Source organism: Chroococcidiopsis sp. SAG 2025 (assembly GCF_032860985.1).
Classification (GTDB): domain Bacteria; phylum Cyanobacteriota; class Cyanobacteriia; order Cyanobacteriales; family Chroococcidiopsidaceae; genus Chroococcidiopsis.
The window spans coordinates 4,401,167-4,426,790 of sequence record NZ_JAOCNC010000001.1 but is presented as its reverse complement, the minus strand read 5'-3'; the positions used below and the strand labels follow the sequence as shown (position 1 = coordinate 4,426,790).

Sequence of the window (25,624 nt, the reverse complement as noted above, 5' to 3'; positions counted from 1 at the left end):
AACCAGAGTAACCAGTTACCAACAATATGCGGATTTGTTGTGGTGTAACTAGTCACTGCTCGCCGCTCGCCGTTATGACTCACACAAAAATTACTGTTTTTACACTCTTACTGGTAACTGGTCACTGTTTGTTGAGATGAGTTAGTTCAGAAATAATTTACCCAAGTCTGCCTTATCGGGAGGTTGCTGTATTTGCTTCTCTAACTCTTCTAAAAGCTGACACAAACGCAGACAACTAGTAGAGCGAGCGCTATTTTTGGCTTCTAACAAACACTCCATTTCTTGAGCCAAGTGCGAAGCTGGAGCAAAACCAAAACTGCCTAAAGCACCTGCTAATTTGTGAGCTTCTCGCACCGCCTGTTTCTGAAGAGTATCATCCAACTTCCCGCGACATAAAGCTTCTACCGCTTGCTCTAATACCGCGAGGCGATCGCCGATTCCTGCTGTAAAAACTTCCCTAAATTTGACGACTACTGACAAAACTTCTTGTTGCATCTCGGACAAATCTGACGCAGTTGCTTGTGGATGAGAAGATTTTGACTCTAGCGGTTTGAGACGATAGCCCAGACCGTAAACTGTTTCAATCAGATCGCAGGGCGCACCTACGGTTTTGAGTTTGTGGCGCAAGCTTTTGATGTAAGATTTGATCGTATCTTCTTGCGGTGGATCTTCTAAATCCCACAGGCGATCGACGATCGCGCTGCGGCTAAAAGTGCGTCGAGGGTTACGGAGAAACAGCTCTAACAGTGCATACTCTTTTGGAGTTAACTGCAAAACTTGCTGTCCGTAGGTCGCCTCACAGTTACTTGGATCGAGCCGCAACTCGCCCCATTCTAAGACTGGTGGTAAAGCGGCACTGCCTCGACGCAAGAGGGCGCGAACGCGAGCAATCAATTCGGCAAAATCAAACGGTTTGACCACATAATCATCCGCACCTGCATCTAATCCCACAACTTTGTCAGAGCTGCTATCTTTTGCCGTCAGCATCAGAATTGGTATGCGATCGCCTTTTTGCCTCAGTTGCCGACATAAACTCATACCATCTAGTTTGGGCAACATGACATCGAGCAAAATTAAATCGTAGCTGAATGCGGTGGCGAGTTCCCAGCCCTCTTGACCGTCAAGGGCAATATCGACAAGGCAATGCTGCTGTTGTGCCAGCGTTGCCGCAACAGCTTGAGCTATAGAATTATCGTCCTCAACCACCAGAATTTTCATGGCAATACTCGCCCCTAGAGGAATTATTTGTGCCAACAGCAGATCCTCTAACTCCACTAAAGACTTTTTTAGCGGCATCAAACATCTATCAAAAGTAACGCCAGCTCAATCCTTAGACAGACAGAATACTACATTGAATCGCCTCGATTTTATCGATCGGGATGCCCTACACCCCACAACGCCAGTCGCCTCAACGGGGGAAACCCCCGCACGGCGCAGGCTCCCCCACACCCCACACCCTTGTTAAAGTTTTCCAGCCATTTTAGCTAACCCCGTAACTACAGCCACTAATTCAGCTGCTCTAATTGGTTTAGCGACGTGGAGCTGAAATCCTTCTGCTAGAGCTTTAGTGTAATCTTCTTCCCTGGCATATCCTGTCAATGCAACGGCGGGAATAGTGCCGCCTAGTTGGGGTTCTAGTTCTCTGATTTTACGGATCAGCGCGTAGCCGTCCTCCCCTGGCATTCCAATATCGCTGACTAGTACATCTGGTCTTTGTTGTTCTATTACCTCTAGCGCCTCCTCCACCGAGCCAACGGCAATAACTTCTGCGCCTGACTCTTCCAGTACGATCGCAATCCACTGCCGCGCATCAGCTTCATCATCTACAACTAATACTCGTAAGCGACTCAGAGAAGGGGCTGGGGACTGGGGGCTAGGGGCTAGAAGATTTTCTGCTCCTGCTTCCCCGCTCCAGATGCTCTTTCCAGAATGGGGAGTTCGATTGTAAACGTAGTACCTTGTTCTCTGCCTGGACTATCGACGCGAATTGTGCCACCGTGCAGTTCCACTAGGTGGCGGGCGATCGCCAAACCCAAACCCAGCCCTTTATTCGATCTAGCACTCGTGCTGTCTGCCTGACGGAAGCGATCGAAAACGTAGGGGAGAAATTCAGGACTGATACCTATACCTGTATCGCTGACTTGGATTCGAGCATAATTTGGGAAGTCGCTCGTCGGGAGTGGGGAGTCGGGAGTTGCTTCTAATCTCCTCTGCTCCCCGATCCCTTGAGTCAGCCGCACCTCAACTCTTCCGCCTTCGGGAGTAAATTTAATTGCATTAGAAAGTAGATTCCACACGACTTGCTGCAAGCGTTCTGAGTCACCCCAAACAAGAAACGAGCGATCGCTATCTCCCGACTCCCGATTTCCTAGTACGGGCGCAAAGCTTTGCGCCCCTACCGACTCCCGCACAAATTCTAAATCGATCTCTTTCTCATTAGCAGTTGGTTGCACGACTTCAATTGCTGCGGTGATGACTCTAGCGAGATCGATCCAGCCAAAATTGAGCGAAATATCTCCTCTAACAATGCGGGAAATGTCGAGCAAATCTTCAATTAGTTGCATTTGCAAGGTGGCATTGCGCTCGATTGTCTCCATTGCTAGAGTTGCTCGCCCTTCATCTAGCATTCCCGTTTGCAACATCCCAGCCCAACCGACAATCGCTGTCATTGGGGTGCGTAATTCGTGAGAAACCACAGCCAAGAAATCATCCTTGGCACGGTTGGCTGCCTCTGCTTCGGCACGGGCAGCTTGTTCGCGTAGTAGCAATTCCTCTCGTTCTTCTTCAGCTAGCTTGCGCTGGGTGATGTCTTGCATAATTTTGGCAAAGCCGCGCAGATTTCCACTCTCATCTCGCAAGACGGTAACGATACAATGAGTCCAAATGTACGTACCATCTTTGCGGATGTGCCAGCGATTCTCTCTGGAAAAACCTTCAGCGATCGCCATTTGCAGCACTCGTGCGGGTAAGCCTTGCTGTATTGCTTCTGCTGTAAAAATCCGTTCAAAAGGTTGACCGATAATTTCTGTCTCTTGATAGCCGAGAATTCTCTGTGAGCCGACATTCCAACTAACAAAGATTCCGTTTGGGTCTAGCATGAAGATGGCATATTCCGTGGCTCCCTCGACTAAAATGCGGTAGCGTTCTTCACTGCGACGCAGACTTTCTTGGCTTTGGCGTAGGTACTCGTAATTTTGTTGGGCTTCTCGCGCGTTGCGTTCGGCTATTTCTTGGGTAGAGCGCAGTCTTGTGTTGAGGTAGGTAATCAGTAACGCTACTAACACAAACTGGAGTAGCCCATCAAGACCGTCTCGCTCGACTGCCAGCGAATAAAATGGGGGAACAAAGAAGTAGGCACATAATACAGCAGACAATGTAATGGCAAACAATCCTGGTTTCATACTGCCATACCAGGAACTCACCATCACCGCAGCTAAAAATAGTGGATAAAGATGGGGCTGGATCAGCCACCAGATCAGTTGTGTTAACAGAAAAGCAACGGCAACGGCGATAACAGCAACGCCGTAGCCCTTAAGCTGACGGATCGAACTGAGCATATTCTGCGGTTTGGGCTAGCAATTCTATGTTGCCGTAATCGGTTGACTCACGACAGGTAATTTCTCTTTCATCTTTTTCTGCCCGACTTTTCCACTTTTGCACTCTACCTTAGAAAACGTAAGGTTCTCAAGACCTACGCCTTTTCTGAAGTTCGACGGCAGTATAGGTAGTATATCTCACACACTCCTGCTTTGTGCAGGGACTCACTCTAGAGTCAGCAGAACTGACTGTCTGACTCTAAATTTCACAACTGGGCAACATTTATCGAGGTGGCGATCGCCATCCTTGGAATAATCGCTCTTGTGTTCGTGTTCCTGACTGGTTCGCACTACCTGTACTGCTGTCGTACCAGATGAGGTGAGATACACAGGTAAGATTTGAACGAGCAAATGGGGTGAATGCTGCAATCGCAGTCAAGAGGGAGTCAGAGATGTTTTCAGACAGTAGTAAATACATCAGATATGCAGTTTGGGGTATTACTATCGGCACAACAATTGGAGCTGTTGCGGGAATTATCTTGGCACATCCCTTGTCGGCAGGAATTGGAATGGCATTGGGTGCGGGTATTGGTGCAGCGATCGCATTTGCACTTGCCGATCGCGGTAGCAGGTGAAAATCTTTTGAGCAATGACTATGACTACAACAGGCGATCGCCCAATTCATGTTTTTCGCCTCACTCCCGCACTAGCCCTGCGCTGGAGTAGTTTGAGTATTATTTTGTTTGTCGTCACGGCAGCAGCTATTAGTACTTTTTACCAAGTTATTCATGGATATAAGCGATCGTGGATTTTCGATGCCGCAGTCTATTCTCAACAAGCATGGCAAATTATGTTATTTTTAGTTTATTTTGTCGCAATTCCTCTCGGTACATTTCTAATCCACAAACTTATACACGGTTTGGCTTTCATTGCCTTTGGTGGTAAACCACGATCTGGAGTAGGAATCGAATATTTCCTTCCCTACGCTTACACGACTGCACCGAGAAGGCGTTTTTCTCGCAATGCTTTTTTAGTCATTTCGCTGACCCCTTTATTTGTCATTGACGCGATCGCTATACTTTTACTAGCCGTTTTGCCTCAAGCACCTTGGTTAGGCTGGGTAGCTATTCTCAATACTGCTGGCGCGAGTGGCGATCTCTGGATCGCAACGCTACTACTGCGCTGTCCGCGATCGATTACAGTGGAAGACCGTAAAACAGGAGTAGCGATTTACGCGCCTCTCGATCTCAATGCTTGTTCCCTGCCTTTTCGACAACCAAGCGGCAGGGTTAAGTCTGCATTCCGAAATTGGGTAGATCTGACCGTTTTAATGCTGGGATTAATAATTTTCGTCAGTTTTCTCCTGCCTGTATTGTTCGATATTTTGAACGTGCCTTCATTTCTAGTTGGCACTGACGATCTATGGCTTTTAAATTGGGAGAATAACGCTAAAGGATTTGCGATCTCGTTTAATCTCTGGTTGTGGATAGGGATCGCTACCATACTGAGTTTAGTCGCAGTGTTGTTTAAATCGGTGCGCGATCGCTAATTCTTGTAAAACATTATCTTTAAACGCTCTAACTCTCCACCACTTTTCCACTTTTGATTCTTAATATTGAAGAGTAGATCGGACTCCTGACTTCAAAAAACTTAGTCGCTTGCAGCATGAGCCATAACGTACTCATGTTATGAAGAGGTTATTTTTCATCTTTTGGGTAAAGAAGTCTAAAATTCAAGACAAACAGCGATTGTATACAAAATCCTCGTCTTAGTAACGTCATGCTTGGCATTATTATGACAATTACCACGTTATTTACTTTCTTTGTGGTGGGTGCGCCATTCGATCGTTTTGCTAAAAATTTTACAAGCGATTGCGAGCTGGGTAATTAGAAATGACAAAGAGCGTAGCGTGAATATGTATTTACACTTATATCGAAAGGTATAAAACTTTAACATCAATTTTCTAGTTGCAGTATTATATTTGAATAACTTAAATTAAAGCAAAAATAACAAGTAATAACAATATTTGTGGAATGCTTACTTACCAAGTAATAGGATGCTTTAGATCGAGAAGGAGAAGAAAATAGTGACAAGCAAAAGAATTCTAGTCATTGATGACGAAGATGACATTCTAAAATTGGTTCAAACTTGCTTAGAAATTATGGGAGGATGGCAGGTAATAACTGCCCATTCAGGTCGGGAAGGCTTAAATTTAGCCCAAGATAATCAGCCTGATGCAATTCTCTTAGATATTATGATGCCGGATGAAGACGGGTTAACCACTTTAAAAAACTACAATCTAATACGATAACTAGTAAAATTCCGGTAATTTTACTGACTGCTAGAGGGCGTTTTGTTGAGCAGAAGTTTACCCAACTAGGTGCTAAGGGTGTACTCAATAAACCGTTTAATCCTTTAAAGCTTGCCGAACAAGTTGAAGCAGCTTTAACTTAAGCAGAACATCTGTCATTCGTCATTAGTAAGATGTTTTCGGCTTACGAATTAATTGGTTATTTATTAATTTTGCTCGTACTAAAAGCACTCTATAGTTGGGTATTTTATAACTCAATTCAGGAATAATAATATCTTATAAATTTCATAAAAATGATAATCATTTAGCGTACGTAAATTACAATTTATATTAGCTTTATATCCTTCTTGGGGATGAGAAGAAAGGGAGAGCAGCATCGCTAGCATAGTGACCGATCGCTGGTGTCGCGGAGTTTACAAAAACTCAAACTGTTGGCTGAAAATATCATCAAAAAATTTAGCATCGGCTGCGATATTTCTCATTTGTTGCAGAAGCGAGCGCTCGTGCTTTAGGAGTGAAAAGCGGGTGCGTTAGCTGCAAATTAAATTGATCTAAAACTGTTCTATCAATTACTAGGAGTATTTGCAATGAAAGCAGTTGTTTTTCATGGAATTGGAGACATTCGGCTAGATGAAGTACCAGAACCTAAAATTCAAGACTCAACGGATGCGATCGTGCGGCTGACCTCAAGCGCAATTTGCGGCACGGATCTGCACATGATTCGCGGCACGTTTACAGGGATGAAACCTGGTACGATTTTAGGACATGAAGGCATTGGCATCATTGAAGAAATCGGCTCCAACGTGCGGAATTTCAAAGTCGGCGAAGCGCTATCGCGCCGCTTCGCTAACGCGTCGTGATTCCCTCAACAATTGCCTGCGGCTACTGTTCTTATTGCCGTTCGGGATATCATTCTCAGTGCGATAATTCTAATCCCAATGGTAGCAGTGCAGGGACGGCTTTTTTCGGTGGTTCAAAAGATAACGGGTCCTTTTAATGGCTTGCAGGCAGAATACGCTCGGATTCCCTTTGCCAATGCAGGATTATTGACATACTCACGCTTGCTAAAGCCGCAGTGATTCTTGACGGCTCACTGAAACTCGCTGCCGAAACAGTCTTACAGTCTCTCCCCGTCCGTTTAGAGTCGTGGCAATGCCCTATCCCGACCGCCAGTTGCTCCTCGACGCAAAGCGCCAAGACCGCACTGGCTCCTTTTTCTAGATTTCTGGAAGCGTTTTCGTCTCTATCTGGCTCGGTATTGCAATTCAAGCAAAGTATTGAGCGAACACAGAGGTCGATTTTGCCCCATCTATACCCACAATCCGAGCAGATTTGACTTGTCGGTTCCCATCTTGAGATAACTTGAAATGTCCTACCAAACTTATCTGATTTCGCTTCGCATAAAGTCCTAAACTCTCGCCAACCCTGCAAGCTAATCGTTCGCGCCAATCGTCGGTTTTTAACCATTCCTGATACGTTCAAGTCTTCTAGCACAATAATTTGATTTTCTAGAACTACTCTAGAAGAGAGTTTGTGCAGAAACTCCTTACGGGTATCAGCAATTTGGTTATGCAGTCTGGCGATTTTCGAGCGGGTTACAATTCTACGCTTAGAACCCTTCTGTTGACGTGCTAGCTGTCTTTGTAGTTGACGAATTTTGCGGTCTATTCTAGAGTAGTTAGGGCTTTGTGCCTTTTCTCCATTACTCATCGCAGCAAAAGTCTTGATACCCAAATCGATATCGATGCTTTGGTTCTTGGCAACAGTATTAATAGGTTCAACCTCTACAGCAAAACTCAGAAAATATCGACCTGCACAGTCTTTGATTACCGTTACAGAACTAGGTTCAAACGGCAATTCTCTTGACCAAATAGGATAAACATCTCCGATTTTAGCTAAATAGACTTTCTCTCCCTTGACGAGAGAGTTGCGGGTGGAATAATTCCACCCGCAATCTCTCATACTAAAACCACCTTTCCTGAATCGCGCAGATTGACGATTATCCTTTTTCTTGAACCTTGGTGGTTTAACTTTAATCCCAATTCTATTTCCATTGAGTGATTCAAAAAAGTTCTTATAAGCAACCCCTAAGTCGGCGATTGATTGTTGAAGTGGGATATTAGAAACTTCACTCAACCATTCTCGCTTTTCAGTTTTCTTAGCTTGGGTAATACATATTTTCTGCAAATCTCCGTTACTTGGTAGTTTTTCAGAATTCCTGCACAAGAAGAGCGCATCATTCCACACAACGCGAACGCAGCCGAATAGTTTCGCCAAGTCTTGGCGCTGTTGGTCTGTTGGGTAGATTCTGTACTGATATCGTGCTTTCATTCTGGTATCCTATATTGGTCTGTCTGAAAAATTAAGATGTATAGAAGAGAAAGACACAGCGTTACAGACCTCAAGATTCATTTAGTCTGCATTGCCAAATATCGTGAAGAAGTATTCTCCTTGCAGGAGTTAAAACTAATTGAAGAAGTGTTTCACCATGTAGCAAAACAAATGGATTTTCAGATATTAGAAATCAATGGAGAAGACGAACACGTACACGCATTGATTGAATATCCGCCAAAGCTTTCGGTATCCAAAATAGTGAATGCCCTTAAAGGTGTGTCGAGTCGTCGGTATGGGCAGGCTGGATTCAAGAAACCATACGGCAAGACTGCGCTATGGAGTCCTAGCTATTTTGCGGTTTCGGTAGGAGGCGCACCGATAGAAACTCTAATCGAGTACATTAAAAAACAAAGCCGTCCTAGAAGGACGGGGCTTGTATCCCATTAATTTCGGTCAGGAAGTGTTGAACTGGTGCCGCTATAGTCGTTTTTGTGCGTAGCTAGTCTGACAGCCAGCTTGTTTTTGCTCGGCAACTTCAATCCTGCCCACAAATAATTCTATTTACGATTTGAAAGATTGACTATTACAACACTTGTAGCTCTATGTTGGGGACTGATATTATCATCATTGGGGCGGGGATTGCCGGATTAGCAGCGGGCTGCTACGCCCAGATGAACGGCTATCGCACCCAAATTTTCGAGCTGCACGACCAGCCTGGTGGTCTGTGTACGGCTTGGGAGCGCAAAGGATATGTCTTCGATGGTTGCCTTTATTACTTGTTTGGCTCTGGTTCTGGTCAGCCATTCCATCAGATGTGGGAGGAACTGGGAGTAGTTCAGGGTCGGCAATTCGTCCATCAGGATGAGTTCATGCGGATCGTCGCACCAAGCGGCAAAACGCTAATCGTTTACAGCGATCCCGATCGCCTCGAACAGGAGATGAAGAGACTCTCGCCTGCCGACAGCGAAGCGATCGAGGACTTGTGTGCGGGGATTCGGGCTTTTACCCACTTCGATCTGTCATGGCTGCGGCAGAAGCCCAAAGCCTTGATGGGAGCCGCGGACTGGGTTCGGCTCGGTCTGAAGCTGCTGCCGTTTGTCGGAGCGTTGGCGAGATGGGGAAGGATTTCCGCCCAGGAATTCGCCCAGGAATTCCAAGACCCTTTCCTACGTCGCGCTATCCCGCAAATGTTTGCCTGGACGGATATCCCCGTGATGGTCGGCATGTCACTGCTAGCATACGCGCACAACAAGAATGCTGGGTTCCCGCTCGGCGGATCGCTCGATTTTGCCCGTGCGATCGAGAGGCGCTATCTTGAATTGGGCGGTGAAATTCATTACTGTTCCCAGGTAGAACGCATTCTAGTGAAAAACGATCGCGCTATCGGAGTGCGGTTGTACGACAACGAGGAATATCATGCTCGCCGCATCATCTCAGCCTGTGATGGACGCGGGACGATTTTCGATCTGCTGGGTGGTCGATATGTCGATCGCCAGTTAAAAAAGCTCTACAACGATCGCCTGCCTACCTACTCACAACTCCAGGTATCGCTCGGCATCAACCGCGACCTGTCAAACACTCCTCATTGGGTCGCATACCTGCTCGATCGCCCAGTCACCATTGCTGGTGAGGAACGCTACAAGATCGATCTCAGGCACTACTGCTTTGACCCCTCGCTAGCTCCAGCAGGTAAGTCAGTGGCGATCGTCGCGCTGAGTACACCCTACGATTACTGGCAGCGCATCTACGGACGGTCGATTTACAACGCCGAGCAAATTCAAGAATCAGGTATTCTGATCGATTGGCTGGATCGGGTTTATCCTGGTATCAAAGCCGATATCGAGTATGTGGATGTTGCTACACCACTCAGTTACGAACGCTACACGGGCAACTGGCAGGGTTCAAACTGTGGCTGGCTACTGACCAAGCAAACGCTTGGGTTGGCGATCGCTGGCATCCGCAAAACGCTACCAGGTCTAGATAATTTTTACGCGATCGGACAGTGGGTTGAGCCTGGTGGCAGCGTCCCCGTAGTCGCCATGTCGGGTCGCAACATTATGCAGCAGATTTGCCATGAGGACGCGAAGGAGTTCGTCGCCACAAAGCCTGGATAAATCTGCTGCCGCTAGATTAGTTGCAAGGGCGGAATTAGCGATCGATCGTAGCTACACGTTAAGAAGAGGGATGGGGTATGAGAAGTCTTAAAAGAAACCGAGCGATTTTGGTCTTGGTATCAGCTCTGAGCGCAATGCTTTTCTCAATAACGGCTCCGGCACAAACTGATATTAATGTCAACAACAAGAACATTATTCGGGTTGGCGGCGATGTTATAGTTCTGCCCAACCAAGTTGTGGAAAATGCGATCGCGATTGGGGGTGATACGACAATTGGGGAGGGAGCAAGAGTTACCCAAACTGCGATCGCCATTGGCGGAGATGCGATCTTAGAAAAGGGTGTCCGCGTTGATGGTGATGTCTACGCTGTAGGAGGAGAAATTATTGCCCAGCCAGGAGCTACGATTGGCGGCACTTCCGGTACAGTCTTAGAGGATGGTAGATGGGGAATGTATGGCTCTCGGAGGAGGGGAGCTGACGGCTTCTTTTTTGTTCGCTATCTGTTCGGTAGTGCCTTTCATCTGCTCAACGTCGCGATCGGCGCTATTATTGGTGTTTTAATCCTACTTTGGCGACCAAATTTCCTGCTTACCTTGGCAGCAATTATCAGTCAGTATCCTCTGGCGAGTGGCTTGTGGGGTTTAGGCGGTATGTTTGCTGTCATTTTGCTTGTCATCGTGCTGGCAGTTAGCTTAATTGGCATTCCATTGTTACCATTAGTTGGTTTAGCAGTCGCCATTACAGCACTCGTAGGAACTCTTGGAGTTGCTCTTTGGCTGGGGCAAAGAAGTTTGAAAGCGCCAGGGCGGTCGCCCGTACAACAATTTCTCCTCGGTATGCTGATTTTGGCTTTAATCGGCTTGATTCCGGTATTAGGAGGACTGGTGTTGTCAGTAGCGAATATCTTTGGTTTCGGTGCAATCTTGGCATGGCTGTTGGGGAGAGTGCGACCGCAAGTTGTGGCGTAAAACTTTCATTCACCTCGTTCAATCCAATCGCAGTCATACTTATCCGTTTTTCAGCTGCCCACTTGTTATCGTAAATACTGCTCCAATTAACTTGCGATCGCTTTTCTTGCCTGCTCAACCGATGAGAGTCAGCAAGGCGATCGCAACAATTATGCAGAACGGCGCTGTTGTTCGTGCTGCCCCTCAGCAAATTCCTCAAGCATCTTATTGTTGAATGCCGGAATGTCTTGAGGATTGCGACTGGTCACTAATCCCCGATCGACCACGACTTCCCGATCGACCCAAGTTGCACCAGCGTTTCTCAAGTCGGTTTGCAGTGAAGACCAGGAAGTTAGAGTACGTCCCTTAACCACATCCGCTTCAACCAACATCCAGGGACCGTGACAGATAGCAGCAACAGGCTTGCCTGCTGCAAAAAAGGATTTGACAAACTGTACCGCTGCGGAATTGGTGCGTAGCTGGTCGGGATTCAAAGCACCACCAGGTAACAATAGTGCATCATACTCATTGGGATCGGCGCGATCGAGCGTTCTATCTACCGCAATGCGATCGCCCTTTTCGTGATGATTCCAACCTTGGATGCTGTCGCTTTTGGGCGAAATCACCTGAGTCTGAGCGCCAGCTTGCTCCAGTGCTTGCTTAGGTTCGGTCAGTTCTACTTGTTCAACGCCGTCGGTAGCAAGAATAGCAACTTTTTTTTGGTTCAGTTGCTGTGCCATGTGAAATTTCCTCCGTTTTGCTCTTATTTGCTAGCCCTATTTGAGTGTTACCTCAGCCAGTCATGAGAAATTATCGTTCGCTCCTGAAAACTTTTGAGTGTCCGAACGCTAAACGCAACAGACAAATTATTTTTGCCTAGATAATGCTTGCCTGAATTGCTAACACCTAATGATGGGAGGACGCAATTGTATTTATATTAGATTAGCCAAGACTGAGGGCGATCGCGTCCTGCTACAGACATAATCAAAATTTTTGAAACTGACGGAAAGTGCTGTTGCCTGTCCAGCCTCCACGAGTTTTCCACCATTGTCGTCTAAGTTGAAGTTAGGACTACTAGAATGGATAGACTAATGTTTCGTCCAAAACTGCTTTTAGAGTGGCAACTACTCACATTGGTGTAGTTCAAGTCTATCTGAAGTAATAGATTGGTCAAGCAACTTAATTTCTCCACGAGTTTTCCACTATTTGAATCTAACCTAAAAATAGATTCGGTCGAAACGATTGAATTCTACACCGGTTCAAACAATTGAACTTACACCCCCCAGTTGAGCGCTCAACTTTTCTCGTTACTTACTAGGATAATAATTTCTATACAGGCTCTCTCCCTTGAGTGAGGCTGACTCTCTCTTCTAAGTGTAGTTTCTTCTATCGCTGAAACGTTAACGCCGAGTAGGAGAATAAATTTGGTCGGGAATATAAAACATGGCTTTGATGAAACTAAAACAACTTTATCCACAAGTGGCAAATAGAATTGGAGGTAATAGCATTATTGGATTTAATGTATATACCAACAGAGATGAAAAGTTTGGTAGTGCCAAAGATATTTTAGTGGATGAAGACACGGGAAAGTTCCGATATTTAGTCGTCAATATTGGCTTTTGGATTTTTATAAAAGAAGTTTTACTTCCAATAGAAATAACGCAAGTTAATGCAATAGAAAGAAGAGTAGATGCAGAAGGTCTAACGAAAGAGCAAGCCAAGAATTTACCCCAATTCAATGACGATCTGAAGCTCGATCGCGATTATGAAGTTCGCGTCAGCAATGCTTATCGCCTTGCAAATAACAATCCTTCAATTCAACCCGCACCGATCGCACCAATCGATCCAATGGTACTTACATACTACAGCAACTTTAAATAAGACATCATGAGTTGTTTTGCTAGAAAGTAGCAGACGCAAGCTTTGAATTAATGCAGATTGCCAGCGAATAAAACTACAACACTTTTAGTAGGAGTTACAGATGCTTAAAAAAACCAGAATTCACTCGAAAACAAAAAGAATAGTGGGAGCCGTTTTTGGTGGTTTGCTGATTGGTATACCAGCAGTTCCTCTAGTGGCATCGGCACAGGGTTCTCAGGTACTCAATCCTTGTCCGAAAATCTACTATGAAGAACCTTTCAACAGTACGCGCTTAGCTCCTGAAGGCTGTCCGCCTAATGCCGCAACTAGAATACTGCAGGGACAAGGTACGCCTGAAGCAGCTCGTCCTAGGGCTACATCGGCAGATCCTTACTATTCCCCAAGATTGCGCGACCAAACGAACCCACCTGTTACGCCACCTCTACCAGCGAATAGAAGCGAGCCAGTGGCAAAGCTCGCTACAGCAAATCAACCGATTGAGGTGAGGTTGAAGAATAATACCAACACAGTCGTCACGTATGAATCCCCAGGACATACTGGACCCAAACGGCTTGAAGGTGGAAAAGTAGGTGTATTACCAAGCTTGGCACTACCTGCAACTGTAGCTGTTTATCGAGGAGATGACGGATTTGTGAAGCTCACACCTGTGACTACAGATGAACCAGGCGTGCTGGAAGTCAGCATAGATGAAGACGCAAAACCTGTAGATCGCAACCAGGGCGTACTGAGAATTCAAAAAGATGGTCAAGTCTTCTTGAACTAATTCACACACACAAAGGCTAGATGATTCGTACTCAGAATTATCTAGCACCAGTCAAAACTGTATTTCAACATTTTGGCTTTTAATTTTTCACTTTCAACTTACATAAAAGGTGTAAGGAGGTTTTCTCAATGTTAAATAAGTTATGGAATACCAAAAGCGCGATCGCATTAGCACTAGCCGCGATCGTTCTTCCCGCTTGTACTAATCAGCTAGAAACAAACAGACCTGCATCTCCTACAGGAGAGACGGCGACACAGCCACAAGCAAATACTCCTGTCTCTCCAACCGGAAACGTCACAACAGAGGAAGTGACCGACAACACGAAGCAACTCATCGGTAAGACTGTAACGGTAAGAAGCGAACCTGTTAAGAAAGTTGGTAATAACACCTTCACAATTAGCGATGAGGAGTTTTTTGGCAATGAAACAATTTTAGTTGTGAATGCTTCAGGGCAGCCCTTAGCCCTTCCTACTGACGATACAGAGGTTCAAGTCACAGGTGAAGTGCGTCAATTTGTAATAGCTGATGTCGAGAGAGACTACGATTTTCTGGACTTGGAGCCGAACCTGTATGTAGAATACGAAGGCAAACCAGCAATTATTGCTCAGTCGATCGCGCCTGCACCTGAACCTGGGGAAATTACTTCAAACCCAAAACAGTACTACGGCAGAACCCTGGCTGTAACGGGTGAAGTTGAGGAAATACTCAGTCCAACTACTTTTACTCTAGACGAAGACCAACTATTTGGTGATAGTGACTTACTAGTATTGGTAGCAAATCCTAAAACAGGTAATACAGCAAACACAGCCGTTAAAGAGGATCAAACGGTTGCTGTCACAGGTGTACTGCGTCCCTTAGTCGTCGCTGACCTCGAAAGAGAATACGATTTCAATTGGGATGAGGGTTTTGTCAAGCAACTAGAAGCAGAATATAGCCAAAAGCCTGTACTCGTCGTTCAGTCTGTCTATCAGTCAGCAATTCCTAGAGCAGCTAAATAGGCTGGGGCGGCGGCTCAAATAGCTAGCTGTTGGCGATCGCTACCTCATAGGCAGTAAGTAGACGTAGAATGGACGTAGCCACGCTACGCCCACTCTATAGACCGCTTGTACTAGCTAATGGGTTTAATATTGGGAGTTTTCTATGAGTCTGCAAGCAACAGCTAATACCTCACCAGAGACAGCCAAGCCCCAAGTCATTAATCCAGTTGAATATTCGCAAGTCACGCAGCAGTTATCAGAAAACGTCATCCTCACAACCGTTGACGATCTCTACAACTGGGCGAAGATGTCTAGCTTGTACCCGCTCATGTTTGGGACTGCCTGTTGCTTTATCGAATTTGCCGCTTTAATTGGTTCGAGGTTTGACTTCGACCGCTTCGGGGTGTTTCCCCGCATGAGTCCCCGACAAGCCGATTTAATTATTACCGCAGGTACGATTACGATGAAGATGGCTCCGCAATTAGTGCGGCTTTACGAGCAAATGCCAAATCCCAAGTATGTAATTGCGATGGGTGCTTGCACGATTACTGGCGGTATGTTTAGCGTAGACTCGCATACCGCTGTAAGGGGTGTAGACAAACTGATTCCCGTAGACGTATATCTGCCTGGATGTCCCCCCAGACCAGAAGCAATTATGGATGCTATTATCAAACTGCGGAAGAAGATTGCTAACGAGTCGATGCAAGAGCGGACTCCAATTCAGCAAAACCACCGCTACTACAGCACGACTCACAATATGAAGGTGGTTAAGCCAATCCTGACTGGTCAATATTTGCAGTCGCCCACTCGTCAAGCACCACCGCAGGAATTAACAGAAGCCATCGGTATGCCAGTGCCGCCAGCCCTGCAATCTATAGCTCACAAAGAGAAAGTAAATCTTAGCTGAAGAAGAATCTAAACCCGTTCTCGTTTCTAAGTCAGTCAAGGAAATAGGAAGCAACGAATTCAATTTGTTCCGTTGATACTTGGGCTGAGCAAAAGCCCTGAGTTAAACAAGACTACATCCCTAAAATAATCATTACTGGCCAGAGGATTAAACCTGATAGGGCAAACAAGGAAACAGTTATCGCGATCGCCAAACAGAAAATCGATTTCCACCAGCTAATTTCATGCACGTGATGGATGGCAATTGTCAGCGTCACAAACACAGCAATGCTGATGAGAAAAGAAAACAAATCTCCCAAAGCTTGGGACCATCGACTCGCCGCGATCGCCGGAGCAGTAAATATCAGGGGATAAAGACCAGTGGCGATCGCACTCATGGTTGCACGTCCATCTGCTTGTCCGCCAAGTAACTGTGCCAGCAAATTCACCGCAGCAGATAACCAGAACCACCCCAATAACCCAGCAAACAGAAACAGTAACGTAAATCCAATAATTCCACCCACACCTAGTCCCGCTGCACCTGCTGCATTGAGTGCCAGTATGAAGACAACGAGCAGCCCAATTGCGACCGCAACTTGAGCTGAAAATCGCATTTCAACTGGTCTAAAAAATGTAGTGTAGAGAGAATTTAACATTGCTTATTCCCACAAAGTTAGCGGAATTTTCTGCCAACGAGCCATTTGAAATTCTCGATAGCTGGGAAGAAACTGTTCTATGGAGGTTGATAAAAAGATGCCTAAAGAATCGCGCCAGCCAGGAGAAGAGTAGTTACGCACGCTTGGTTCGCCGGAAATTTTTGCTAGTTCGGCTGCTTTCATCAAAGCATCATGAGTGTTTCCCAAGGAATCGACTAACTTAACTTGTTGTGCTTGAGCGCCTGTAAATATTCGTCCATCTGCTAGTGGTTTCAATTGTTCTAACGAGATGTTACGACCTGCGACTATGGCATTTAGAAATTGCTGATAGGATTCGCTCACAATTCCTTGTAAAATTGTCTGTTCCCCCGTTGAAAGATCTCGAAATGGCGAGAGAATATCTTTGTATTGACCGCTTTTTATATTACCTGTTTCGATCCCGACTTTATTGAGTAAAGGAGATAAATTTTGAGTGCGTATAATCACTCCAATTGAGCCTGTCGTAGTAGCTGGGTTAGCCACAATATGATGAGCTGCACTAGCGACGTAATATCCTCCCGAAGCGGCAACATCCCCAAAACTCGCAACAATCTGAATTGGACTTTCTTGGCGAACTCGCATGAGTTCGTTGTAAATAGCTTGGGAAGCAGCAGCAGTACCACCAGGACTATTAATATGCAATAAAATTGCTTTTACTCCGTCCTTACGAGCTTGCCGAATCGATTTAATAATAGCGTTGGAATTAGAATTATCAACGCTACCGAAAGGAGTCGTTGGGCGATCGCTAATTGTGCCGTAAATTTCTATTAGGGCAACATTGGCTGTACTACCTGTTCCGCCTGGAGTCATGGCAGTTTCAGCTCTAGGAGTACGACCGCCTAACCAATTGCCCAATGCTGCTAGCAAGCAAATTATAATTATTACTAAAGCAAAAATTCGATCTAAGCGCACGATATATCTACAGTTGCTTTCAACTGCAATAGCTGCTATCTTCTGTCATTTTATCTCAAATAAATTCTAGCGGCCGATCTAGTTAAAAATTGTCATCAATGTTAACTCTCATTATTCTTAATTTTTGATTAATTTTTGATGATTTTATAAATGACTTTGACGAGCGAAGCTTGCTTTCACGATCGCCAACTTCCACAACTTAATTTAAATGAAATTTTGTCAAGTTTTACTATATTATCTAAATCTTTTAAATTAATATTTTCTAATTCATCGAAAGTAACGTTCGCCAATCATATCGCTCGATCGCAAAGAGATGAAATTAGGATGAAATGATTATCTTTCATCCGAGAGAAAATGAGATTATTTCATTAGATAAAGACGTAAATCATTCAAAATTTCTACACTCGCAAAGTAAGTATTTAAGAGAGGAAACATTATGCCTCATCAACAATATCAAACCAGTATTGACGCTGCAATTCACTGCGCTTACGAGTGCGAACACTGTGCCGACGAGTGTTTGGGTTCCATGCCAGAATGCGCTCGTCTGTGCCGCGACTGCGCTCAAATCTGTTGGACGATCGCAGGTTTTATGAGTCGCAGTTCCCGCTTCATTCCGAATGTCGTTCGTGCCTGTATTGATATCTGCGAAGCCTGCGCCAGTGAATGCGAGAAGCACGACAATCCCCACTGCCAGAACTGTGCCAGAGCTTGCCGTCAAGCAGTAGAAGAATATCGCAAGATTGCAGGCATTGCCGCAGCACGAGCCTAATTAGCTCAAAATTCAGAACCAACAATCGTTTGGGGTAAGCCAGATGAAAGGAGATGGTAGGGGACACGCGCAGCACCAAGAGCGATCGCATCACGACGGACACAACGGACATCACGCACGTCACCAGCACGAGCAACGTGCAGATACTCCCGATCGCGGACATGCCGGACGTTCTGGACATGGAGGACATCCAGGACATCACGATCCGGCAATTTTCAAGCGAAGGTTCTTTATCTGCTTAGCCCTTACCATACCTATCCTCTATTTCTCTGCACAATTGCAAGAGTGGCTGGGATACGAAGCGATCGCTTTCCCTGGTTCCGACTGGATTAGCCCTATCCTCAGTATTGTCATTTACTTCTATGGTGGCTGGGTATTCCTGCGCGGAGCCTGGAGCGAACTGCACAGCAAAATCGGCATGATGACGCTGATTGCGCTGGCGATTACTGTAGCTTTCGTTTACAGCATTGCAGTTTCCCTCGGTCTGCCTGGAATGCCTTTTTACTGGGAACTGGCAACACTGGTAGATATCATGTTGCTAGGACACTGGATTGAAATGGCTTCTGTGGCTGGAGCTAGCCGCGCCTTAGAGAATTTAGTCGAACTCGTGCCAACACAAGCACATCGATTGCAAGGTGGCAAAATCGAGGATGTGCCTGTGAGTGAAATTGCTGTAGAAGACATTATCCTGATTCGTCCAGGGGAACAAATCCCCAACGACGGCGTGGTAATTGAAGGTGATACGAGCGTGGACGAGTCCTTTCTTACAGGAGAGTCTCGTCCCGTTACCAAACAACAGGGGGATGAAGTTGTCGCTGGTTCTGTCAATGGCGAAGGTTCGGTGCAGGTTAAGGTCACTCGTATCGGTGGCGAAACCACAATCAGTCAAATTATGCGCTTGGTGGACGAGGCGCAAGGATCGAGAAGCCGCTACCAAGTGTTAGCCGATCGCACTGCTTATTGGTTAACATTAATCGCGATCGCATCTGGTACGATTACGTTTGTCGTTTGGCTGTGGCTGAGCGATTTGCTATTTGCCATCAATCGCAGCGTCACCGTACTCGTGATTACCTGTCCTCACGCTTTAGGGTTGGCGATTCCCCTGGTGATTGCTAATTCTACAGGTCTAGCCGCCAAAAACGGCATCTTGGTACGCAACCGCGATGCCCTGGAACGGGCAAAAGATATTAAAACAATGGCATTTGATAAGACTGGAACTCTTACTGAAGGTCGGTTTGGCGTGCAGAGGGTTTACGTCGATGCCGAAGGCGGTTCGCTTTGCGACCTGCGCGTGGATGAGATGACAGCATTAGCGATCGCTGCTGCTTTAGAAACCCCTTCCGAACATCCCTTAGCCAAAGCTGTCGTGACAGCCGCCCAACAACAAAGGCTGGATTTACCGCAGATATCTGACTTCAAAACGGTAACGGGTAGGGGAGTAGAGGGCAAGATTCGCGGTCAAGTCTACCGAATTGGACGACCAGAATGGGTATCAGAGCAAAAATTGCCCATCTCAGCATCTTTGCAAGCGGGACTAGCAAAGGCAGATGAGCGGGGTGAGAGTGCGATAGTGTTGATGGACGATCGCCAAGCTATTACCGTTATCTCGATGGCAGATCGAGTCAGAGAACGGGCGCGGGAAGCCGTGAATCAATTACACGCCAAGAACATTCAAGTCGTGATGATTACTGGCGATGCCGAAGCTGTAGCTAAGACTCGCTCAAGATTTAGGTATCGATCGCTACTACGCCCGCGTTTTACCGGAAGATAAAGTCAAAATTATTAGCCAGTTGAAACGAGAAGGAGCAACTGCATTTGTAGGGGATGGCATTAACGATGCTGCTGCTCTTTTGGAGGCAAATATCGGGATTGCGATCGGTGCGGGAACGAATGTCGCAATTGAGTCGGCAGATTTAGTACTGATTGAAGACGATCCGCTCGATGCAATCAAAGCTTTAAATTTGGCGCAGAAGACCTACAATAAGATGATTCAAAACCTATTTTGGGCAACGGGATATAACGTCATTGCGATTCCGCTTGCTGCTGGAGCTGCGTATGCTTGGGGGATTCTGTTATCTCCTGCCGTAGGTGCGTTATTGATGAGTCTTTCTACGGTGATTGTGGCAATTAATGCCGTGCTGTTGCGCCGTGCGAAGCTGGCTTAATCGATAATTTTGCTGCTGAGAATCTGTACGTATCAACTCTCTTGCCTAACTGGGAAAACTCAAGATGAAATCTAAATCCGACATCAAACCTTATCTCCGCTTACTAATCGCGCTGTCGATCTCCTATGTTGTCATGGCTATCATCATGCTTTCGCGGGTTAATGTGTGGAGCAATCTGTTTTTCAGTCTCAACCAGATATATATGGCAGGACTCATGGTAGCGCCGATGTCGATTATCATGCTCACAGTGATGGGGTCGATGTATCAAAACAAGCGGTTAAATATCGTGCTTCTTGTCGTAGGAACAGCGCTGATAGGGCTATTCTGGTTGCTCGTCCGAACGCAAGCGGGAGTAGGAAACCAGCAGTTCTTGCGTTCGATGATTCCACACCATGCTGCTGCAATTCTCGTGTGCGAGCAGGCTTCAATCACAGACCAACGCATCGAGCAGCTGTGCGGGGAGATTGTCGCAACACAGAAGCGGGAGATCCGAGTGATGAAAGAGCTGATGCAGTAGGGTTTAAACATCTTTAAACGGCACTGAAACCGTCGTTAAAAATATCTGATGTCTGCTCGGTTTGAGCGTGCTGAATATAGCTTTGAACCGGAAAAAGTTGCCAGCCTGAATTGCCATATAGCTCTAAAACTTGCTGGTGATATTTTACTAAGCTACTGCGATGACCCACACTAATAAACATAGTGGCGATCGCCACATTTTTTGTATCTCTAGAAATTTACCTATTTCGTGTCAAAAGCTTTTTGTAGAAAAAACAGCGTGGTTGAAAAACCACACTGCAAATGCTTGAATTTTATAGCACTAATTAGCGAATTTCTTCCCGCTTATCCACAATTTCGACTTCGGGGCGATTGTCTTTGTCGATATCTATGGTTCGGCGATCGCTCACACTTTCATCTCTATACGTTGCTGTTTGCCGATTCGTCGGTGCAGGAGAGGTATTAACCTCAGTGCGATCGCCACCAGCCATATCGTACACGTTCCACTGTTCGACACCTCGATCTCTTAACAGCGACCCAGCGCGATCGATCTCTGCCTCTGTACCTTCTATCATTACTAAGTAGTCACCTTGAGATACTCGCTTGTCGTAAGCTTTAGCATCCTCTTCGGGAATTCCTAATCCAGTTAGTGCGCCAACAATAGCACCTGCTGCCGCACCGATGCCAGCACCAGCTAAGGTAGTCGCCACAGTACCAGCCGCTAGAAATGGACCCACACCTGGAATAATTAGAGCTTCCAAACCTACCAGTAAGCCGCCAACACCACCCAAAGCAGTACCAGCTACAGCACCAATACCAGCACCTTCTGGAGCTTCATTATCGCCGCGATCTTTCATTTGGTTGCGGTCTTGTACGTCAACTCCGGCAATTTCCTCATTGCGGTCTGCGTCTTTAGCCAACACAGAGATTCTATCCGTCGCAAAACCCGAATCTCTTAATGCATTCAATGCATTTTCAGCTTCTGGGCGACTGCGAAATACACCAACTGCACGTTTGTATTGTTGAGTTGCCATTTTTCCTCCTAATACTCAAATGAATACATCTACGCGATCGCCACAATCAGATATACCTAAGACTTTTGAGAGAATATCTTTAGCGTGTTCTTCTGCTGAAAATCGGCAAGTTTTTCAAAAATCTTGTCAATACAAGTAGCCAGAGTTTTTATATTGCTACTTGCCATCCATCTTTACTCGCAGTCTTTTGGTTAACACTGTCCATTCTTAACTAGTCTGGGCTTTAAGTTCGCAAATTGCTCAGACTAGGCAACAGCCCCTTTTTTGCAAGACTGTACAGCCGATCGCGTTACTACCAGTTTCTTTGCTGGAGCCAAGATCTACATCAGTCTGTAGATTTAGCTTGAATCTACCAAAAGAAGGGGATCTACTAGGCGATCTTGCTCATCTGCTTTCTAAGCAAGCAATCCATAGTAGAATGCTCGAACTCGAATTCCAAAAGCGAGTGACATTGCAAAATGAACTTATTTTTCTGGATACTAGTACTTCTAGCCGCTGTCTGGGCAGCTCATTGGGGAGCTGACCAGGTAGCTGAACCGTTGAAGAAGTTACGCCAACAGTGGGGACTGACAGAAGCGGCGGGCGCTGCGTTTGTTGCCCTCGCCACAGCTAGCCCCGAAGTAGGTACTAATACCGTCAGTGCCATTCGCGGTCTTTCCGATATCGGGTTGGGCAATTTACTCGGTTCAAATATAATCTCCGTCCCTGTTATTGTTACCGTTGCTTACGTTGCCTCGCGAAAAGGTTCTCGTGCCAAAGGCGATCGCCGACTGATGCGCGTCAAACCAGAAGCCTTAACCGTACAAGCACTACCTTATTTAGCAATCGTCGCCTTGGCAGCAATCCTCACCCTGCCTCAGCCTTGGCGAGGTCTACAACCGATTGACGGTTGGATTATGTTTGCCGCTTATTTTGTCTATCTAGCACAAGCTATATTCCGCCAGCGCCAGGACGGTCAAGAAGTACGCTGGCAGAAGAAAGAGATTATTTTGGCTGTGTTGGGCGCGATCGCCTTGGGTGCGGGTGCTTACTTTACTGTTATCGCCACAGAAAACATCGTCTCAGCCTTGGGAATTTCCAGGCTAATTGGCGGATTATTCATTACCTCAACTTTAAGTATCGCACCAGAAGTCTTTGCTACCTGGAGTGTTGCCCGTAGCGGACAAGTCACGGCTGCAACCACAAATGTCATCGCTGACAACATGGTGACAATGACCCTGGCTTTTTTCCCCCTAGCTTTGGTAACTTTGCCGATCGAAGATTTACAGCTATTTTCAGTCAATCTAGCTTTTGTCGCTCTATTAGGTGCGATATACGCCGCATTGATTTACTTTGGTTCGGAAAAATATAGTTTTCAGCTTTGGGAAGTGGTAGCTCTGAGTGGAGTTTATCTAGTGGGACTTTGTAAGAAAGATGGAGCAAATTGAGCTAGAATGCGGGTAGGAGTTGCGTTTTACGTCAGTCTCGACAGGAGCAACGTAAGGTGAAAGATCAAGTACCAGCAGCGATGCCGCAGTGCTTTGAGAACTGGTGTCGTCGGTTTGATGATGTATTTTCGCGTCAGAAGCAGCGGCAGGAATTTCGTGTTTATCTAGGGGGACTGCTGGGTGAGAGTCAGCGCAAAAACCTGAGCCAACTGGTCACAAATACAGTAGATGGCTCCTACAACAGCCTCAGACATTTTCTCAACAATGCCCCTTGGGATGAAGTCAAGCTAAATAATCGGCGGTTGGAGGTGATGCACCAGTGTCGCCAGACGACCCCGAGTCAAGGTTTCACATTGATTGTAGATGATTCGGGACATCGCAAAAGTGGTGCGGCTACTGATGGGGTAGGACGGCAGTACATTGGGGAGATTGGCAAGACTGACAATGGTATTGTGCTGCTGACTACCTACTTGTATGATGGAGTGCGACGTCTGCCGTTAGATGTTGCACTCTATCAACACGCAAGTTTATTCGAGCAAGGCAAGGCAGACCCCAACTTCCAGAAAAAACCTGACCTGGCTCTAGACTTGGTTGACCAATGCTTGAAGCGCGGTTATCGACCGGGTGTGACTGTAATTGATGCAGGCTACGGTAATAACACGCCTTTTCTCAAGCAGTTGGAGTCGAGAAACCTAACTTACGTGGCAGCAATCGCCAAAAACCGCCAAGTTACTGCTCAAACATCAGGTGATGAGTCTGCTCGTAAGCAGGGATTAGAAGCTATTGCTCAAACCTTGGCAGTGGAGCAGTTCACACCTGTGCAACTCAATCTGGAGCAGCCCCGGACAGTTTGGGTGGCGCTGTTACCAGTTCACGTTCCGAAGCTCGAAGGCACTCGCTGGCTGGCGATTCAACTCAATGCCTCTAGTTTCGAGCAAGCGACGGAGGTGGATTACTTTCTCACCAATGCCTCTGACAACCAAGTCAGTGCGGCTTGGGTAGCTCAAACATATTCTGCTCGCAACTGGGTGGAGGTCTTCTATCGAGAAGCCAAGGGCTGGTTGGGTTTGAGTGAGTATCAAGTTCGGGATGCTCTGAGTATGAAGCGTCATTGGGTTTTAGTGTTCATCGCTTACACCTTCATCCTTTGGCATCAGTTGACCGGCGGATTCCGCAGACGTTGGGCAACCAAACCCTTACAAACCTTTGCCGAAGCATTGGAGGCATTCCGCACCGCAGTCGAGTTTCGTTTGGTCCGCTGGCTTAATGAGCATGTTGATGTATTTGCCTCTCACAGAGCTAAGTTCGGCTATATTTGGGCTTAGAAAGTTTTAAAGTCCCACTAGTTTATTTGGCTGTGATGCTCTTTGGCGTTCTGAATATTGTTTAGATCAGTTTTTGTCAGAACCAGCCTAGTAAAATTAGCGTTCTCCCCAACTTTTCCACTTTTTTAGTTCAAGCTGGAATTATTCTTGTTTCTCAAGCTGGAGTGCGATCGCTCAAGCACTAATTGGTTTATGTCTAACATTCCTCGTTCCCGCCGCCCTTGGTTCTATCCGTTAATTACGTCTTCAGTCGCAATTGGCGTAGTTGTCGGTGCGCCTCAACCCGTGCCAGCCGCTCCTTTGTGGGAATTGCTGATTCGCGGCGCTCAAGTATATCAACTTTACAACGTATCCGATAAAGAAGAAGTCCAGCTCGGTAAGCAAATTAATCAGCAGCTAGTTGGCAATCAGTTTCAACTCTATAACAATGCGCGAGTCAACAATTACGTCGATCGTATCGGTCAGCGATTGGCAAAAAATAGCACTCGCCCTGATATCCCGTATACGTTTCAAGTTGTTAAAGATGACAGTATCAATGCCTTTGCTACTGCTGGCGGCTACGTCTATGTCACTACGGGCTTACTCCAAGCCGCAGATAACGAAGCACAACTAGCGGGTGTGTTGGCACATGAAATCGGTCACATTGCCGAACGACATTTAATCGAACAAATGCGAGAAACAGCGATCGCTCGCGGTCTGGCTTCGGCGGCTGGACTAGATGAGAGTACGGCAGTGCAATTAGGTGTAGAACTGGCTTTGCGCCGTCCTAACAGTCGCTCTGATGAGTTCCAAGCTGACGCAAGAGGCGTGCAAACTTTAGAAAAAGCTGGTTACGCTCAAGTGGCAATGATAAATTTTCTAGAAAAATTACGCACTCAACGTTCGGTTCCTACATTTTTAAGCACTCACCCAGCAACAGGCGATCGCATTGCTAGACTAGAAAAAATCATCGACTCCCAACAAGCAAATCGCGGTGCAGGGTTAAATGAATCTAACTATCAGGCACAAACCCAACCGTTGAACTAGTAAACAAGTTAAAAGTCAAAAGTCAAAA

Annotated in this window: 26 protein-coding genes and 3 pseudogenes; 18 read left to right on the top strand and 11 right to left on the bottom strand. The window is 46.2% G+C overall.

Annotated features, from left to right (window positions below; all coding sequences use genetic code 11):
• Positions 1-141: 141 nt before the first annotated feature.
• Positions 142-1,218: a response regulator gene (locus tag N4J56_RS21500; RefSeq protein WP_317108292.1), complete on the bottom strand. Its 1,077-nt coding sequence runs from the start codon at positions 1,216-1,218 to the stop codon at positions 142-144.
• Between N4J56_RS21500 and N4J56_RS21495 the strand changes: the two genes are divergently transcribed.
• Positions 1,217-1,465: a hypothetical protein gene (locus N4J56_RS21495; RefSeq protein WP_317108291.1), complete on the top strand. Its 249-nt coding sequence runs from the start codon at positions 1,217-1,219 to the stop codon at positions 1,463-1,465. The genes N4J56_RS21500 and N4J56_RS21495 overlap by 2 nt on opposite strands.
• On the opposite strand, the gene N4J56_RS21490 is transcribed toward N4J56_RS21495, so the two are convergent.
• The 4 genes from N4J56_RS21490 to N4J56_RS21475 form a co-directional block, all read right to left on the bottom strand.
• The gene (locus N4J56_RS21490; protein WP_317110682.1) at positions 1,462-1,785 is read right to left on the bottom strand and encodes a response regulator; all 324 of its coding nucleotides are present in this window, start codon (positions 1,783-1,785) and stop codon (positions 1,462-1,464) included. The two genes, N4J56_RS21495 and N4J56_RS21490, sit on opposite strands and share 4 nt — an antisense overlap.
• A 95-nt stretch (positions 1,786-1,880) precedes the next feature.
• The gene (locus N4J56_RS21485) at positions 1,881-3,557 is read right to left on the bottom strand and encodes an ATP-binding protein (RefSeq protein ID WP_317108290.1); all 1,677 of its coding nucleotides are present in this window, start codon (positions 3,555-3,557) and stop codon (positions 1,881-1,883) included.
• Complete coding sequence (locus tag N4J56_RS21480; RefSeq protein WP_317108289.1) at positions 3,532-3,660, bottom strand: hypothetical protein; 129 nt, start codon at positions 3,658-3,660, stop codon at positions 3,532-3,534. The genes N4J56_RS21485 and N4J56_RS21480 overlap by 26 nt, the downstream gene beginning before the upstream one ends.
• A gap of 101 nt (positions 3,661-3,761) precedes the next feature.
• Positions 3,762-3,965, bottom strand: coding sequence for a hypothetical protein (locus N4J56_RS21475; protein ID WP_317108288.1), 204 nt, complete (start codon positions 3,963-3,965; stop codon positions 3,762-3,764).
• 23 nt (positions 3,966-3,988) lie between these two features.
• Between N4J56_RS21475 and N4J56_RS21470 the strand changes: the two genes are divergently transcribed.
• The 4 genes and pseudogenes from N4J56_RS21470 to N4J56_RS41170 all read left to right on the top strand — a co-directional run.
• Complete coding sequence (locus tag N4J56_RS21470; RefSeq protein ID WP_317108287.1) at positions 3,989-4,171, top strand: hypothetical protein; 183 nt, start codon at positions 3,989-3,991, stop codon at positions 4,169-4,171.
• A 14-nt stretch (positions 4,172-4,185) separates the two neighbouring features.
• Positions 4,186-5,085 (top strand): DUF3267 domain-containing protein, encoded by a 900-nt coding sequence (locus N4J56_RS21465; protein ID WP_317108286.1) that lies wholly within the window; start codon positions 4,186-4,188, stop codon positions 5,083-5,085.
• 537 nt (positions 5,086-5,622) lie between these two features.
• Positions 5,623-5,990: pseudogene (locus N4J56_RS41175) on the top strand (response regulator).
• A 444-nt stretch (positions 5,991-6,434) separates the two neighbouring features.
• A pseudogene (locus N4J56_RS41170) lies at positions 6,435-6,896 on the top strand (alcohol dehydrogenase catalytic domain-containing protein); the annotation flags it as partial.
• Here N4J56_RS41170 and N4J56_RS21450 read toward each other — a convergent pair.
• Positions 6,841-8,178 carry an RNA-guided endonuclease TnpB family protein gene (locus N4J56_RS21450; protein WP_317108283.1) on the bottom strand — a complete coding sequence of 446 codons (1,338 nt, stop codon included), beginning with the start codon at positions 8,176-8,178 and terminating at the stop codon, positions 6,841-6,843. The pseudogene N4J56_RS41170 and the gene N4J56_RS21450 sit on opposite strands and share 56 nt — an antisense overlap.
• A 36-nt stretch (positions 8,179-8,214) precedes the next feature.
• On the opposite strand from N4J56_RS21450, the gene tnpA reads away from it, so the two are divergent.
• The 3 genes from tnpA to N4J56_RS21435 all read left to right on the top strand — a co-directional run bounded on the left by tnpA (position 8,215) and on the right by N4J56_RS21435 (position 11,263).
• Complete coding sequence (tnpA, locus tag N4J56_RS21445; RefSeq protein WP_317108282.1) at positions 8,215-8,628, top strand: IS200/IS605 family transposase; 414 nt, start codon at positions 8,215-8,217, stop codon at positions 8,626-8,628.
• Between the two features lie 155 nt (positions 8,629-8,783).
• Complete coding sequence (locus tag N4J56_RS21440) at positions 8,784-10,295, top strand: NAD(P)/FAD-dependent oxidoreductase (protein WP_317108281.1); 1,512 nt, start codon at positions 8,784-8,786, stop codon at positions 10,293-10,295.
• Positions 10,296-10,429: 134 nt separating this feature from the next.
• The gene (locus tag N4J56_RS21435) at positions 10,430-11,263 is read left to right on the top strand and encodes a hypothetical protein (RefSeq protein ID WP_317108280.1); all 834 of its coding nucleotides are present in this window, start codon (positions 10,430-10,432) and stop codon (positions 11,261-11,263) included.
• A gap of 149 nt (positions 11,264-11,412) precedes the next feature.
• On the opposite strand, the gene N4J56_RS21430 is transcribed toward N4J56_RS21435, so the two are convergent.
• On the bottom strand, positions 11,413-11,982 hold the full coding sequence (locus tag N4J56_RS21430; RefSeq protein ID WP_317108279.1) for a type 1 glutamine amidotransferase domain-containing protein: 570 nt from the start codon (positions 11,980-11,982) through the stop codon (positions 11,413-11,415).
• A gap of 703 nt (positions 11,983-12,685) precedes the next feature.
• Between N4J56_RS21430 and N4J56_RS21425 the strand changes: the two genes are divergently transcribed.
• The 4 genes from N4J56_RS21425 (at position 12,686) to N4J56_RS21410 (ending at position 15,770) form a co-directional block, all read left to right on the top strand.
• Complete coding sequence (locus N4J56_RS21425; protein WP_317108278.1) at positions 12,686-13,123, top strand: PRC-barrel domain-containing protein; 438 nt, start codon at positions 12,686-12,688, stop codon at positions 13,121-13,123.
• A 100-nt stretch (positions 13,124-13,223) separates the two neighbouring features.
• Complete coding sequence (locus N4J56_RS21420; RefSeq protein WP_317108277.1) at positions 13,224-13,886, top strand: hypothetical protein; 663 nt, start codon at positions 13,224-13,226, stop codon at positions 13,884-13,886.
• Between the two features lie 128 nt (positions 13,887-14,014).
• Positions 14,015-14,884: a hypothetical protein gene (locus N4J56_RS21415; RefSeq protein ID WP_317108276.1), complete on the top strand. Its 870-nt coding sequence runs from the start codon at positions 14,015-14,017 to the stop codon at positions 14,882-14,884.
• 142 nt (positions 14,885-15,026) lie between these two features.
• A complete protein-coding gene (locus tag N4J56_RS21410) occupies positions 15,027-15,770 on the top strand; it encodes an NADH dehydrogenase subunit K (protein ID WP_317108275.1) in 744 nt (247 codons plus the stop codon).
• A gap of 112 nt (positions 15,771-15,882) precedes the next feature.
• Here N4J56_RS21410 and N4J56_RS21405 read toward each other — a convergent pair whose 3' ends face one another.
• Complete coding sequence (locus tag N4J56_RS21405) at positions 15,883-16,404, bottom strand: YIP1 family protein (RefSeq protein ID WP_317108274.1); 522 nt, start codon at positions 16,402-16,404, stop codon at positions 15,883-15,885.
• A 3-nt stretch (positions 16,405-16,407) separates the two neighbouring features.
• Positions 16,408-17,355 carry a signal peptide peptidase SppA gene (gene sppA / locus N4J56_RS21400; RefSeq protein ID WP_317108273.1) on the bottom strand — a complete coding sequence of 316 codons (948 nt, stop codon included), beginning with the start codon at positions 17,353-17,355 and terminating at the stop codon, positions 16,408-16,410.
• A 436-nt stretch (positions 17,356-17,791) separates the two neighbouring features.
• Here sppA and N4J56_RS21395 point away from each other — a divergent pair, with 436 nt between their 5' ends.
• From N4J56_RS21395 to N4J56_RS21380, 3 genes and pseudogenes are all read left to right on the top strand, one after another.
• Positions 17,792-18,124: a four-helix bundle copper-binding protein gene (locus N4J56_RS21395; protein ID WP_317108272.1), complete on the top strand. Its 333-nt coding sequence runs from the start codon at positions 17,792-17,794 to the stop codon at positions 18,122-18,124.
• Between the two features lie 43 nt (positions 18,125-18,167).
• Positions 18,168-20,289: pseudogene (locus N4J56_RS21390) on the top strand (heavy metal translocating P-type ATPase).
• Between the two features lie 64 nt (positions 20,290-20,353).
• Positions 20,354-20,806, top strand: coding sequence for a DUF305 domain-containing protein (locus N4J56_RS21380; RefSeq protein ID WP_317108271.1), 453 nt, complete (start codon positions 20,354-20,356; stop codon positions 20,804-20,806).
• Positions 20,807-20,819: 13 nt separating this feature from the next.
• Here the strand turns inward: N4J56_RS21380 and N4J56_RS21375 are convergent, their stop codons facing one another.
• Entirely contained in the window at positions 20,820-21,002 is a 183-nt protein-coding gene (locus tag N4J56_RS21375) for a hypothetical protein (protein ID WP_317108270.1), read from the bottom strand.
• A 108-nt stretch (positions 21,003-21,110) separates the two neighbouring features.
• On the bottom strand, positions 21,111-21,818 hold the full coding sequence (locus N4J56_RS21370; protein ID WP_317108269.1) for a general stress protein: 708 nt from the start codon (positions 21,816-21,818) through the stop codon (positions 21,111-21,113).
• A 458-nt stretch (positions 21,819-22,276) separates the two neighbouring features.
• On the opposite strand from N4J56_RS21370, the gene N4J56_RS21365 reads away from it, so the two are divergent.
• The 3 genes from N4J56_RS21365 to N4J56_RS21355 all read left to right on the top strand — a co-directional run bounded on the left by N4J56_RS21365 (position 22,277) and on the right by N4J56_RS21355 (position 25,596).
• Positions 22,277-23,245, top strand: coding sequence for a hypothetical protein (locus N4J56_RS21365; RefSeq protein WP_317108268.1), 969 nt, complete (start codon positions 22,277-22,279; stop codon positions 23,243-23,245).
• 56 nt (positions 23,246-23,301) lie between these two features.
• Positions 23,302-24,570: an IS701 family transposase gene (locus N4J56_RS21360; protein ID WP_317104593.1), complete on the top strand. Its 1,269-nt coding sequence runs from the start codon at positions 23,302-23,304 to the stop codon at positions 24,568-24,570.
• Positions 24,571-24,762: 192 nt separating this feature from the next.
• Positions 24,763-25,596 carry a M48 family metallopeptidase gene (locus N4J56_RS21355; protein WP_317108267.1) on the top strand — a complete coding sequence of 278 codons (834 nt, stop codon included), beginning with the start codon at positions 24,763-24,765 and terminating at the stop codon, positions 25,594-25,596.
• The last annotated feature ends 28 nt before the right edge of the window (positions 25,597-25,624 follow it).